This is a genomic window from Hyphomicrobium sp., from assembly GCF_020852195.1.
Taxonomy (GTDB): domain Bacteria; phylum Pseudomonadota; class Alphaproteobacteria; order Rhizobiales; family Hyphomicrobiaceae; genus Hyphomicrobium_C.
On the sequence record NZ_JADZBI010000146.1, the window covers coordinates 1 to 13,235 of the forward strand.

Consider the following 13,235-nt stretch of genomic DNA (forward strand, 5'->3'; position numbering starts at 1 on the left):
CTGGAGAACGTGCTCTATCAGACGATCGACACGCTCTCGAAGGGCTATCGGCACCGTACGGCGCTCGCGCAGTCCATCCTCCACGACCCGGACATCCTGATCATGGACGAGCCCACCGACGGCCTCGACCCGAACCAGAAGCATCATGTGCGCGAATTGATCCGCGAGATGGCGCCCCACAAGGCCATCATCGTCTCGACCCACATCCTCGAGGAGGTCGAGGCCGTCTGCACCCGTGCGGTGATCATCAACCGGGGCCGCATCGTGGCCGACGGCACGGCGGAGGACCTTCTGCGCCGCGCGCGCACCCACGGCGCGGTCTCGATCCGCGTGCCCGAGGCCACGGCCGCCCGCATCTCGAAGGCCCTCTCGGCGCTGTCCGAGATCGCGGGCGTCGAGACGGCCGAGAAGGCCGACGGCCATATCCGGCTGCGCGCGCTGCCGAAGAGCGCCGCCTCCCCCGCCAAGGCCATCGGCGAGATCCTGCAGCGCGAAAGCCTCTCCGTCGAGGAGATCTACGTCGAGCGCGGCAAGCTCGACGACGTCTTCCGCGAGATCACCATGTCGGCGCAGGCTTGAGGACTTGAGGCAAAAACCAATGCGCGACACATTCAAGACCGCCTACACCATCGCCAAGCGCGAGTTCGCCGCCTACTTCGCGACGCCGCTCGCCGCCGTGTTCCTCACCATCTTCGTCGCCGCCACCGGCGCCTTCGCCTTCTACATCGGCGGCTTCTTCCAGCGCGGGCAGGCGAGCCTCGACTCCTTCTTCGCCTACCATCCGTGGCTCTACCTGTTCCTCGTCCCCGCCGTCGCCATGCGGCTCTGGGCGGAGGAGCGCAAGAGCGGCACCATCGAGCTCCTGATGACGCTTCCGGTCTCGCCGACCGAGGCCATCCTCGGCAAGTTCGCGGCCGCCTGGGCCTTCATCGGCCTCGCCCTCGTTCTCACCTTTCCCATCTGGATCACCGTCAACGTGCTGGGCGATCCCGACAATGGCGTCATCCTGACGAGCTACCTCGGCAGCTTCCTCATGGCCGGCGCCTTCCTCGCCATCGGCGCCTTCATCTCGGCGCTGACCAAGAACCAGGTCATCGCCTTCATCTTGGCCGCGACCATCTGCTTCCTGTTCGTCACCAGCGGCATGGACCTTGTGCAGAATGCGCTGCGCGCCTGGATGCCCCGCATCGTCGCCGATGCCGTCGCCTCCATGAGCTTCCTCACCCACTACGAGGAGATCACGCGCGGCGTCATCTCGCTCGCCTCGATCATCTTCTTCGTCTCCTTCATCGCCTTCGCGCTGTTCGCCAACGCGATCGCCGTCGGCCAGAAAAAATCCGCCTGAGGATCGCGCCATGAACGACTTCATCGCCGCCGTGCGCTCCCGCCTCGCCGCCGCCTTTTCCGGCCTCGTCGACTATGCTGGCCACCTGAGCCCGGCTCGCCTCGCCTGGGGCGGGCTGGCGCTTGCCGCCGTGACGCTGCTCTCGGTCAACCTCATTGCCTCCGAGACGCTGAGCGGCTGGAAGGCCGACCTCACCGAGGACAAGCTGTATTCGATATCGCCTGGCTCCGTCGCCGTGCTCAAGGGCATGGACGAGCCGGTCAAGGCGCGCGTCTATTTCTCGAAGAAGCTCGGCGAGCTGGCCCCCTCCTACGCGCAATACTTCAACCGCGTCCGCACGCTGCTCGAGGATTTCCGGCGCATCTCCGGCGGCAAGCTCGAGCTCGAGTTCCTCGACCCCGAGCCGTTCTCGGATGCCGAGGATCAGGCCGTCGCGGGCGGTATCAGCGGGCGGCGCCTCAACGCCGAGGGCGAGATGGGCTACTTCGGGCTCACCGCGCGGAATTCGACCGACGACCAGGAGGTGATCGGCTTCTTCTCGCAGGACCGCGAGAACTTCGTCGAGTACGACATCACCAAGCTCATCCACACGCTGTCCAATCCCAAGAAGCGTCTCGTCGGCCTCATGACCTCGCTGCCGCTCGACGGCGGCCAGAACCCGATGACGCAGCAGCCGACGCCGCCCTGGCTGATCATGAGCCAGATCCGCGAGTTCTTCGACGTCGAGACCATCGACCAGGCGGCGAAGGAGATCCCGACCCGCATCGACGTGCTGCTCGTTGCCCAGCCGACGCAGCTCACCCCCGAGGCCGCCTACGCCGTCGAGCAATATGCGCTGAAGGGCGGCAAGCTTCTGGTGCTGATCGATCCCATGGCGGAAACCGCGACCTTCGATCTGATGCAGAAGCAGGGCGAGGGCCGCGCCGAGCTCGCCAAGCTGCTCAAGGCCTGGGGCGTGGATTTCGACCCGAAGAAGACGGCCGCCGATATCCGCCACGCGCGGCGCGTGCAGTTCGGCCGCGACGACCAGGGCACGGTCACCGAGTACGTGGCCTGGCTCGCCCTCAACAAGTCCGCCATCGACGAGCGCGACGTTCTCTCGGGCGGCATCGAGAACCTGAACCTCGCCTCCGCCGGCATCCTGAAGCCGATCGACGGCGCCTCGACCACCGTCACGCCGATCATCGCCACCTCGCCCGAGGGCATGGAGGTCCCGACCGAGAAGGTCGGCATGACAGGGGACCCGCTGGGACTTCTGCGCAGCTACGTGCCGGGCGGCAAGCCGTTGATCCTCGCCGCGCGCATCTCCGGCGAAGCCAAGACGGCCTTCCCGAACGGCGCGCCGAAACCGGAGGAAAAGAAGGACGACGCCAAGACGGAGCCCGGCAAGGACGGCGCGGCCACGGCCGATGCCGACAAGGCGAAGGACGCAAAGCCAACCGAGGAGGCCAAGCCCGGCCCCGGCCATGTCACCTCCGGGCGCGTCAACGCCATCGTGGTCGCGGACACCGACCTGATAGCCGACCGCTTCTGGGTCGAGAGCCGCCAGATGCTGGGCCAGGAGTTCGTGATGCCCTCGGCCAGCAATGCGGCGTTCATCCTGGGTGCCCTCGAGAACCTCTCGGGCAGCGACGCGCTGATCGCGCTACGCAGCCGCGGCATCAAGGAGCGGACCTTCACGCTCGTCGAGGATCTGCGCCGTGACGCCGAGCGCAAGTTCCGCGAGAAGGAGGAGGCCCTTACCGCCAGGCTGAAGTCCGTCGAGCAGGAGCTGGAGAAGCTTCAGACTGCCGCCGCGACCGGCGGCGCCGTCGTCGTCTCCGACAGGGAGCGCGAGGCCATCGAGGGCTTCAAGACCCAGATGATCGAGACCCGTCGCGAGCTGAGGCAGGTGAAGCTCGCGCTCAGCCAGAGCATCGACAGCCTCGACGGCTGGCTCAAGTTCGCGAACATCGCGCTCGTGCCGCTGCTGATCGCGGCCGGCGGCGTCGGATGGACACTCTGGCGCGCGCGCCGCGGCGCGAGATCGTGACGAGCCCAAATCCAAGCTGGAGAAGAGAGCGATGACACCCCGTAACTTCGCAGCGCTCGCCGCCGTGGCGGCTCTCTCGCTGATCGCGGCGATCTTCATCTATGCCGCACGCACGCCGTGGTCGACGGAGACCGCGGCCGCCGGCAAGCTCGTGCCCGGCCTCGAGGCCAACGCCGCCAACGTCGGCCGCATCACGCTGACCCAGGGCGGCAGCACCTTCACCCTCGAGCGCGCCGGCGACCACTGGCAGATCGCGAGCCAGGACGGCTATCCGGCGAGCCCCGAGAAGGTCCGCGCGATGCTCGTCGCGCTCACCGACGCGGAGCTTGTCGAGGCCAAGACGCGCCTTCCCGAGCGCTTCTCCATCCTCGAGGTGGACGACCCGGCAGGCAAGACGTCCAACGCACGCCTCATCAAGCTCGAGGACGCAGGCGGCAACGTGCTGGCAGAGATCATCGCCGGCAAGCAGCGCCCCGGACAGACGGGCGCCGCCGGACAGGGCTCGGGCGGCACCTACGTGCGCCGCCCGGGCGACGACCAGAGCTGGCTCGTGAGCACGCGCATCGCCGGCGGCGCGGCGCTCAAGGACTGGGCCGATCCGCGCGTGTTCGCAACCGACTCCGGAAAGATCGCGAGCGTGACCGTCACGGTGGAAGGCGAGGCACCCTACAAGATCAAGCGCAACGCCGGCGGCAACCATGAGCTCGACAGCATCCCGACCGGCAAAAAGATCAAGTATGTGAACATGGTTGACAACATCATCGAGGCCGCCTCCTTCCTCGACTTCGAGCGCGTGCGCAAGGCGACCGACGCCTCTGGCGGCAAGGCCGGAACGGTGACGTTCGAAACCGACGACAAGCTCAAGGCCGTGCTCAACGTGCGCCGCGACAAGGACGCCGTATGGATCACCGTCGAGCCAAGCGGAGGAGGTGACGCCAAGAAGACCGCCGACGACATCCGCACCCGCACGGAAGGCTGGGAGTTCGAGGTCATCCCCTCCAAGGCCGACACCATGCTGAAGAAGCACGCCGACCTCCTGGAGGACATCCCGTCCGAGACATCCGAAAGCGCGTCGCCGGGCGCTGGCGCGATCCCCGGCCTGGGACCGATCCCGGGAGGTGGCGCGATCCCTGGCGCCCCGCCGCCGGCCGGATTGCCCATGCCCTGACACGCGGCCACTTGGCCGCGGCGGCAGTTCCCTAGGAGCGTTGCACGGACGGAGACTGGCGGGGGTCCCGACCGTCCATGCGGAGCGTGGCTTCGCCATGACGTCGGGGTGAGGCAAGACGCTTCCTCAACACTGACGTCATCCCGGCGAAGGCCGGGACCCACGCAAGCTTCCACCAAGCTCCACGCAGGCAGTATCCTCGTGCTATGGCGCAAGTCGCATCGGACGTGCGCGGGTCGTCTCAGGCATGCCGTCAGTCCCTACGACGCCACCTTCACGGCATCGAACCTCTCCCACGCCGGCCGGCTGAACCGCTCCACCAGGAAGTCGATGAACACCCGCGACTTGGCGGCAAGGAACCGGTTCGGCGCATAGAGCGCATGGATCGTGACGTCCTGCGGCGGATAGTCGGGAAGCAACACCTCGAGCCGGCCCGCCGCGATGTCCGCTCCCACGATAAACGTCGGCAGCCGCGCGATGCCGATGCCCTTGACCGCCGCATCGCGCAGCGTGTCGCCGTTGTTGGAGCTGAGGCAGGCCGCGATCGGCACCGTGAGCACGGCCCCGTTGTCCGTGAGCTGCCAGCGTGGCACCGTCGTAGAATGCCCGTAATGCAGGCACTTGTGGTGGACGAGATCCGCCGGCCCTTGTGGCGCGCCGTGGCGCGCGATGTAGTCCGGGCTCGCCGCCAGAACCACGCGCGCACTTGAGATGCGCCGCGCGATCAGGCTCGAATCCAGCATGGCGCCGATGCGCACCGTGACGTCCACGCCCTCCTCCAGCGGATCGATCATGCGATCGGTGAGTGTCAGCTCGACCTTGAGCTCCCGATAGCGGTCCATGAAGTCCGCGATCGCGGCTCCGAGGTAGAGCGTGCCGAACGACATCGGCGCGTTGACCTTGAGCACGCCCTTGGGCTCGTCGTGCAGCCGCGAGATCTGCGCTTCCGTCTCGGCGATCTGCGCCAGGATGGCGAGGCACCGCTCGTAGTAGGCAAGCCCCGCCTCCGTCGGCGTCACCCTCCGCGTGGTGCGGTCGAGCAGCCGTGCGCCGAGCTCCTGCTCGAGCTGCGTGATGGCCTTGCTGATGGCGCTGCGCGTCACGCCGAGGCGCCGCGCGGCCTCCGCGAAGCTTCCGCTCGCCACCACCTTGGTCAGCACGTTCATCGCTTCGAGCTTGTCCATCGTAGTCCGGGCCTGTTCTCAAAGCTGCGTCTTGAAGTTTTCGTAGAGCGTGCGCGCAACCGCCGTATACGTAGGCAATCGCTCCTTCACATCCTGTTCGAGCCGCGCCACGCTACCCGCACCGAGTGTCGCTTCGAGGGCGCGCGCATATTCCGGGATGGCCGCCCAGTCCGCGACCGTGTCGCGCGTTGCCTCCACGTGGCACTGCAGACCGTAGGCGCGCGCGCCGTAGCGGAACGCCTGCATCTCGCAGACATCTGAGCGCGCGAGATGCACCGCGCCTTCGGGCAGCGCCTTCACCTCCGCGCCATGCCATTGCAGCACCTCGATCGGATCCGGAACGCCCTTGAACAGCGGATCGCGCCGGCCGTGCTCCGTCTGCGAGATCGTGAGCGCGCCCACCTCGGGCCGCGTACCAGGCCCGACATGTCCGCCGAGCGCGTCCGCCAGGAGCTGATGGCCGAGGCAGAGACCGAGATATGGTCGCCCCATGTCGGCGACGAAGCGCCGGATGGTCGCCTTCTCCTGCTTGAGCCACGGGAACGCATCTTCCTGCCAGACGTCCTGCGGCCCGCCCATGACGATCATCGCGTCGAACGGCTCGAGATCGGGAATGGGCTCACCCTCGTCGAGTTCCACCGTGTGCAAGACGGCACCGTCCTCATGCAGAAAATCGCGGAACACGCCCGGATGCTCGACCGCGAGATGCTGCAGGACCAGGAGCTTCATGCGCCGCTTTTCCTCATCGTTTTTTCGCCCTGCCCGACATGTTGCGCTGCCCACCTACCGAGCCGAACGCTCACGAATTAGGCACCGAACGGGCCTGCCTAACCGGCGATCAGACCAGGGAACCCTTCCACCACCGAGCGCCCCCAAACCCAGGCGCCACGGCCGTTTGCGCCGGATGCCGCCCCACTCATTAAGCCGAGTTTCATCTCTGGCACAAGAGTTGCCTCATAGGAAAATAGCCTAAGACGCGGGCAACCACGCGATCCGCTGTGGCATGGGGCTTGCGGAGCTGGGGCTACGCAGCGAGTAGCAGGGGAGATTTACATGACCGATCAAGCGACAGCGATGTCGACGATATTCACGGAGTTCTACTTCTTCTTGTGCATCGTCCTGATGTTCTTCATCCACATGGGCTTCTGTATGTACGAGGTCGGTGTGGCGCGGACCAAGAACGTGCAGCACACGCTCCTCAAGAACGCGATGGCGATCCCGACGATCGGCATCTGTTTCTATCTGTTCGGAATGTGGATCTATATCGCGTTGCAGGCGTGGCCCGTGGGCTCGCCCGAAGTCAGCTTCGCGACGGGATTCGAGCCCTGGTCGCAGACGCTCGCGCCCAACCTGGCTGACAGAATCTCGGGCGTTTTCGTCGGCGCGTTCATGCTCTTCGGCATGACAGCGGGCTCGATCGTCTCGGGTGCCATCATCGAGCGCTCCAAGACCATCGGCTTCCTCATCATCGCCGTCTATGTCGGCGCCGTCGCCTGGGTGGTTCCGGCAGCGTGGGCATGGGCCGGCAACGGCTGGATGACCCAGTACCTCGGCTATCACGACCAGTACTGCTCGGCGATCCTGCACAGCGTCTCGGGCTTCGCGGCCCTCGCGGTGCTGCTCAACCTTGGCCCCCGCATCGGCAAGTTCGGTCCCGACGGCGAGCCGCGCGAGATCCCGGCCCATAACCCATGGATGGTCACCATCGGCCTCTTCATGATCTATGTCGGCTTCTTCGGCTTCTACGCCGCCTGCCACATTCCGATCGTGAACATCGCCGGCGAGGGCCAGCCCGAGTACTGGACGGCCACCAACATCTACGGCTTCCCGATCACGCTGTCGGGCGTCACGCTCAACTTCCTGCTGTCGCTGCTCGCCGGCATGATGACGGCCTACATGGTCTCGGGCGGCAACGCCTTCTGGACCTTCTCGGGCGGCCTTACCGGCCTCATCAGCGCCAGCTCCGGCAACGACCTCTACCATCCGGTTATGGCGGCATCCCTCGCCATCGTTGGCACGGTTATGGCCTATTACCTGCACAACTGGGTCGAGAAGACGTTCAAGCTCGACGATGCGGTCGGCGCGGTGGCGGTACACGGCTACTGCGGCGTATTCGGCGGCATCGCGGCGGGCTTCCTGCTGTGGGGCTATCCGGCCATCAACCCGAGCGCAGGCACGCTGGTTGCTCTGTCTGAGGGCGCGGGCTGGTTCGGCACCAATGCCGACGGCATGCCGGTCATCACGCCGATCGGCAATACCATCGGCACGCTGGTCTTCGCCCTCGGCTTCGGCTTCCTGCCGACCTACATCATCGCCAAGATCCTCAAGGGCTTCGGCATGCTGCGCGTCGATCCGAAGGTCGAGCTGACCGGCCTCGACGGCGACAGCAAGGCGTCCACCTACCCCGGCCTGTCCGGCGCCGAGGCGGCCTTCGAGGCGCTGCAGCGCAAGGAGGCCAAGGCCTAGCCCATCCGATCACCACGGGAGCCGGGGAATGCGCCCCGGCTCTCCACCTCACCTAAATCGAAGGAGAGCACACAATGTCGACTGGCATCACATCTCTCAGCAAGCTCACCGAAGTGACGACCGTCTATCCGTTTGCAGGCTTGGAAGTACCGTTCGCCATCGCGACGCTCGGCTTCCTCGTCTTGTTCCTCGGATGGCAATTCGTCATGGAGGCCAAGCATCACAAGGCGATCATCGGCAGCTTCACGGCCAGCCCCGCCGAGTGATCGTCTGACGCCGTTCTCCGCCGGCCGGCCGAGCACCCCGGCCTGCGGAGCGTACCTCGAGGCCCCAGGACCGTCATCGGCCTGAGGCCTCGAGTTTCTTTTGGCTCATCCGCCCGAGATCGCGGTCAGCACATAGACCCTAGCGCCCTCCGGCAAAGGCGTGTCGAGCGCAGCCCGCTGGCCCGCGACGACGATGTTGATGTGACGGCGCACACGCGGCGTGGAATCGCAAAGCCGGTCGCGCATACCGGGCCAGCGCCGATCGAGACCGGCGATGAGCCCGCCGACCGTCCGCGCCTGCAGCACGACCTCGCGGCTGGCCACGGGAAAAAGCGCCAGCAGCGCAGGCGGCAGCACCACCGTGACGACCTTCTCCACCTCCGCTGCAGATTCAGCACGATCTCCCATTCGTCCTACCTCGAAAAAAGGGAGGGGGGTCCGGGGGACCCCTTCCCCCGGTCGGGGCGGCGGAAGCCCCGTACGCGCAGCGCTTGGCCGCTCTCCAACCTAGTCATCGACGACGAGCGTCTCCACCGACGAGATGGCCGGCAGATGCTGCGCCAGGCAACTCCAGCTTTCCCCCTCGTCGGCGCTCGCGAACAGCGCGCCGCCTCCGGTGCCGAAATAGACGCCCGCCGGGTCCAGCCGATCCGTGGCCAGCGCCTGCCTCAACACGCCGAAATAGGCATCCTTCTGCGGCAGGCCGTTGCGCAGCGCCGTCCACGAGGCGCCGCCGTCGCGCGTCCGCCAGACCGCCGCCTTCGCCTCCGGCATGAAGCGTCCCTGGATGTCGCCGTTGAGCGGCGCCAGGTACAGCGTCTCCGGGTCGCGCGGATGCGCCGCCGCCGGAAACCCGAACGTAGACGGCAGTCCCGCCTCGATGCTCGCCCACTGCTTGCCGCCGTCGTCGCTGCGGTACATGCCGCAATGGTTCTGCTGGTAGAGCCGGTCCGAGCCGCCCGGCGCCAGCACGAGGCTGTGCACGCACTGGCCAAGCTCCGGATAGCGCTGGTCCTCCGGGTTGAAGTCGGCTCGCGTGCCGCGGTTGCGCGGCTCCCACGTCGTACCCCCGTCGGCGGAATGGAACACGCCGGCCGACGAGATGCCGACCCAGATTTTATTCGCGTCGTCGGGATGCGGCACGATCGCGTGCAGGATGAGCCCCCCGCCCCCCGGCTGCCAGTGCTCGCGCGACGGATGATCCCTGAGCCCGGACACGTGCGCCCACGTCTCCCCGCCGTCCGTGCTCTTGAAGAGACCGGCCGGCTCAACGCCGGCGTAAAGGCCGTCGGAGCCGACGGCGAGGCTCCAGGCGGCCACGATAGGCTCCTCGCCCTCGCCATAGGCGAGCCCGGCGCTCGAATGCGTCCACGTCGCGCCGCGATCCGTCGACTTCCAGATCGCGCCGCCGAACCAGGAATTTCCGCCGGCGCCGTAGATCGTGCCTGTCGCCGGATCGGCGACGACATGCTGGATCGGCCATGTTGCGCAGAACGGTCCCTTGAGCTCCCACGCGTGGCGAGATGCATCGCTCTCGAGGATGAACGCACCCTTCTTGGTCCCGATGAGAATGAGAACCCTGGTCATCAGCTCCTCCCGTCTGCCGAATCCTGGCCTTGCTGAGAAGGTGTCGTGTGCGCCCCTTCGACTGTCGCCTTGAGGCTGGCAAGCCCCGCCTCGAAATCGCCGCCCACCATGCGCTCCATGTCGAAGCAGAGGTGGACGACCCTCGCCACGAGCGACAACCGTCCCTCCATGGCCCAGGTTACGTTGGTCGCCGCACCGGCCGGCTCGATCGTGAACGTGACGAGGTTCTTGGCCTCCATCGGCCTCACCATGTTGAGATCGATGACGATCCGCGAAGGCGCCGACGTCTCCGCGATCACGAGCCAGCCCTTCCCGACATTGCCGTCCCCATCCCAATCGTAGCGCTGGCCCTTGCCCTCGTCCGGACCGCTGAAGATCCGCTTCATGTCCGGATCTTTGCGGTCGTACGGTGACCACGTCGCAAATTTCCGAAGATCGTTGATGAGCGGGAAGATCGCCTCGGGCGGCGCCGCGATGCGGGTCGAGCGCGCGATCCGGAACGTGTCCGGCTGCGTCGCGACATAGGCCAGCACGCCGGCAACGACCACGCCGAGGCCCAGAACGATAAAAAGGGCGGTCTTGAGCATGACGTCCTCCGTTTGTCGCTGGCGATGGCTACGCGGACTTTGCGATCCGCTCGCGCAGCTTCTCCTCCTGCTCGCGCAGTTCCGGCGTGAACTCGGCGCCGAAGTCTTCCGCCTCGAACACGGGCCGGATCTCGAGCTCGCTTTCGCCCTCGCCCGGATTGGGGCAGCGCCTAGCCCAGGCGATGGCCTCGTCCATCGACGCCACCTGCCAGATCCAGAACCCGGACACGGTATTGTTCAGCGCGAACGGCCCCTTCGTGACCGTGCGCTCCTCGCCCGAGAACGTGATGCGCGCGCCCTTCGCCGTCGGGTGCAGCCCCTCGCCGGCCAGCATCACGCCGGCATTCACGAGCTCCTCGTTGAACTTGCCCATGGCCTCGAGCAGCGCATGGCTCGGCATCACGCCCGCCTCGCTCTCCTTGGTCGCCTTCACCAGCACGATGACTTTCATGTCCATCTCCCTTGTCGCTTTGTTGCGTCGTTCGAGCCTAGGACGAAGCGGAGCGGGACCAGCCGACACCCGCGACACGAAAAAATGCGTGCTCGGCAAAAAGTTCTTTCGATTCAGATTGAACCGTGGAGCGCCTCAAGGCGCCTTGCGGCGCGGGCGTTTTCCCTGGCCGGCATCTTGCGCCAGCCGGTCGAGGTGCAGGCGGATGTGCGCCGCCTCCTGCGTGGTATGCGCGAGCGCAATGGCCCTGTCGTAGGCCTCCCGCGCCGCATCGACGCGGCCGACCTGCGCGAGTAGCGCCCCCTTGAGGCCGAAGAAGTGGAAATACCCGCCGAGCTTCGATGCCAGCGGCTCGATCATGGCCAGCGCCGCCTCCGGACCCTCGACCTTGCTCACTGCCACCGCGCGGTTGAGCGTCACCACCGGCGACGGCTGCATGTGCTCGAGCGTGGCATAGAGCGCATCGATGCCGGCCCAGTTGGTGTCCGCGTAGCTCCCGGCCGTAGAGTGCAGTGCCGCGATCGCCGCCTGGACCTGATACGGCCCCGGCCGCCGGTGCCGCATGGCCTTGTCGAGCAGCGCCTCTCCCTCGGAGATCATACCGCGGTTCCACAAGGCGCGATCCTGATCCTCGAGCAGCACGATGGCGCCATCCGCATCGAGACGTGCATCCGCACGCGCGTGTTGGAACAGGAGGAGCGCCGTGAAGCCCAGGATCTCGGGCTCGGCCGGGAACAGCCTGAGCAGGAGACGCGCGAGCCGGATCGCCTCCTCGCAGAGCGGCTTGCGCACGTGCGCCTCCCCGCCGCTCGCCGAGTAGCCCTCGTTGAACAGGAGATAGATCATTGCCGCCACGGTGCCGAGCCGCTCGCTGCGCTCGACCGGCCCGGGCGTCCCGAACGCGACGCCCGCCTCCGCGATGCGTCGCTTGGCCCGCGTGATGCGCTGCTCCATGGCCGCCTCGCTGACCAGGAACGCCTTGGCGATCTCCGCCACCGTCAACCCCGATACGACGCGCAGCGCCAGCGCGATCTGCTGCGTCGACGGCAAGTCGGGATGGCAGCAGGTGAACAGCAGCCGCAGGATGTCGTCGCGGTAGTGCGCATCGTCCAGCCGGTCGACAAGCGCCCCTTCCGCGTCGTCGAGATCAGAGAGCGCCGCCTCGTCCTCGGGCAACGCCTCGGACTTCCGCTCGCGCCGGATCGCATCGAGCGCCACGTTGCGCCCGACCATGATCAGCCAGGCAGCCGGATCGCGTGGCGGACCGTTCTGCGGCCACGTCTTGAGCGCTTTGAGGGACGCCTCCTGGAACGCCTCCTCGGCCCGGTCGAGATCGCGGAAGTAGCGGAGCAGCGCCGCCATCGCCTGCGGGCGCGCGCCCGTCACCGCCGCGTCGAGCCAGGCGAGATCCGTCACGTCGGGGCACTCCCGTCAAGGAAGTAGCCGACCGGACGCACCTCGTGCGCCCCGCCGGGGTTGGCCTCGGAGAGCTCGCGCGCGATGTCGAGCGCCTCCTCAAGGTTCGCGCAGTCGAAGACATAGAAGCCGAGCAACTGCTCCTTGGTCTCGGCGAACGGCCCGTCGAGGACGAGCGCCGGCTCGTTGTCCTTGCGCACGGTGGTCGCCGCAGTGGTCGGCATGAGGCGGGCGACGGGCCCGAGCTGGCCCGCCTTGGCGCGCCGCTCCAAAACCACCGAGAGCTTGGCCATGACCTCGTCGTCATGCTCCTTGCTCCAGGCGCAGACGACGTTTTCCGCGTGATAGCAAAGAATGGCGTACTTCATCTGGGGTGCCGCTCCTGTTGTCGCTGCCTCAAGGACGAGCGACACTAGTCGATCCCGACCCGCCCCCGCAAAAATCCGCCAAAAAATCAAAAAAAACCGAGCCCGTTCCGCGCGGAACAGCCGGGCCGCGGCTTCTAGCGCACATTGCCTCCATCAACCTCTGGCGATGGAGAGAGCCATGACCAAGTTCCGCACCATTCTCGCAGCCGCTATCACCCTCGGCACCCTCACCGCCTCCGGCCAGGCCGGCGCCGTCAGCCTCGCCGTCAAGATGGCCTGCGCCACCGACTACTACGCCCACTGCAGCCAGCACGATCCCAACAGCCCCGGCGTCCGCAAGTGCATGCGCGCCGTCGGCAAGAACC

At 66.8% G+C, this 13,235-nt stretch carries 14 protein-coding genes and 1 pseudogene; 7 read left to right on the forward strand and 8 right to left on the reverse strand.

The genetic code is table 11. From position 1 onward, the window contains the following. The 4 genes from IT540_RS12350 to IT540_RS12365 all read left to right on the forward strand — a co-directional run. Nucleotides 1-579 (forward strand): ATP-binding cassette domain-containing protein (locus IT540_RS12350; protein ID WP_291178053.1); only part of this gene is annotated, 579 nt, incomplete at its 5' end. A gap of 19 nt (nt 580-598) precedes the next feature. Further along, the gene (locus IT540_RS12355) at nt 599-1,345 is read left to right on the forward strand and encodes an ABC transporter permease (protein WP_291178056.1); all 747 of its coding nucleotides are present in this window, start codon (nt 599-601) and stop codon (nt 1,343-1,345) included. 10 nt (nt 1,346-1,355) lie between these two features. Beyond that, nucleotides 1,356-3,377 carry a Gldg family protein gene (locus tag IT540_RS12360; RefSeq protein WP_291178059.1) on the forward strand — a complete coding sequence of 674 codons (2,022 nt, stop codon included), beginning with the start codon at nt 1,356-1,358 and terminating at the stop codon, nt 3,375-3,377. Nucleotides 3,378-3,408: 31 nt separating this feature from the next. Next, nucleotides 3,409-4,545, forward strand: a complete 1,137-nt coding sequence (locus tag IT540_RS12365) for a DUF4340 domain-containing protein (protein WP_291178062.1) — start codon at nt 3,409-3,411, stop codon at nt 4,543-4,545. A 260-nt stretch (nt 4,546-4,805) separates the two neighbouring features. Here the strand turns inward: IT540_RS12365 and IT540_RS12370 are convergent, their stop codons facing one another. Then, a complete protein-coding gene (locus IT540_RS12370) occupies nt 4,806-5,729 on the reverse strand; it encodes a LysR family transcriptional regulator (protein WP_291178064.1) in 924 nt (307 codons plus the stop codon). Between the two features lie 18 nt (nt 5,730-5,747). Then, complete coding sequence (locus tag IT540_RS12375; RefSeq protein WP_291178067.1) at nt 5,748-6,458, reverse strand: type 1 glutamine amidotransferase; 711 nt, start codon at nt 6,456-6,458, stop codon at nt 5,748-5,750. 324 nt (nt 6,459-6,782) lie between these two features. Here IT540_RS12375 and IT540_RS12380 point away from each other — a divergent pair, with 324 nt between their 5' ends. Both IT540_RS12380 and IT540_RS12385 read left to right on the forward strand, forming a co-directional pair. Further along, nucleotides 6,783-8,195 carry an ammonium transporter gene (locus IT540_RS12380; RefSeq protein WP_291178071.1) on the forward strand — a complete coding sequence of 471 codons (1,413 nt, stop codon included), beginning with the start codon at nt 6,783-6,785 and terminating at the stop codon, nt 8,193-8,195. 74 nt (nt 8,196-8,269) lie between these two features. Further along, nucleotides 8,270-8,461 carry a hypothetical protein gene (locus tag IT540_RS12385; RefSeq protein WP_291178074.1) on the forward strand — a complete coding sequence of 64 codons (192 nt, stop codon included), beginning with the start codon at nt 8,270-8,272 and terminating at the stop codon, nt 8,459-8,461. A 105-nt stretch (nt 8,462-8,566) separates the two neighbouring features. Here the strand turns inward: IT540_RS12385 and IT540_RS12390 are convergent, their stop codons facing one another. From IT540_RS12390 to IT540_RS12415, 6 genes are all read right to left on the reverse strand, one after another. Then, entirely contained in the window at nt 8,567-8,869 is a 303-nt protein-coding gene (locus tag IT540_RS12390) for a MoaD/ThiS family protein (protein ID WP_291178077.1), read from the reverse strand. A gap of 99 nt (nt 8,870-8,968) precedes the next feature. Next, nucleotides 8,969-10,051 (reverse strand): sialidase family protein, encoded by a 1,083-nt coding sequence (locus IT540_RS12395; RefSeq protein WP_291178092.1) that lies wholly within the window; start codon nt 10,049-10,051, stop codon nt 8,969-8,971. After that, nucleotides 10,048-10,635: an SRPBCC family protein gene (locus IT540_RS12400; protein WP_291178080.1), complete on the reverse strand. Its 588-nt coding sequence runs from the start codon at nt 10,633-10,635 to the stop codon at nt 10,048-10,050. Before IT540_RS12400 ends, IT540_RS12395 begins: the two co-directional genes overlap by 4 nt. A 28-nt stretch (nt 10,636-10,663) precedes the next feature. Beyond that, on the reverse strand, nt 10,664-11,086 hold the full coding sequence (locus tag IT540_RS12405; RefSeq protein WP_291178083.1) for a YciI family protein: 423 nt from the start codon (nt 11,084-11,086) through the stop codon (nt 10,664-10,666). 135 nt (nt 11,087-11,221) lie between these two features. Beyond that, nucleotides 11,222-12,502 carry an RNA polymerase sigma factor gene (locus tag IT540_RS12410; protein ID WP_291178086.1) on the reverse strand — a complete coding sequence of 427 codons (1,281 nt, stop codon included), beginning with the start codon at nt 12,500-12,502 and terminating at the stop codon, nt 11,222-11,224. Next, the gene (locus IT540_RS12415) at nt 12,499-12,870 is read right to left on the reverse strand and encodes a YciI family protein (RefSeq protein ID WP_291178089.1); all 372 of its coding nucleotides are present in this window, start codon (nt 12,868-12,870) and stop codon (nt 12,499-12,501) included. The genes IT540_RS12410 and IT540_RS12415 overlap by 4 nt, the downstream gene beginning before the upstream one ends. 178 nt (nt 12,871-13,048) lie before the next feature. On the opposite strand from IT540_RS12415, the pseudogene IT540_RS12420 reads away from it, so the two are divergent. Beyond that, nucleotides 13,049-13,235: pseudogene (locus IT540_RS12420) on the forward strand (hypothetical protein); the annotation flags it as partial.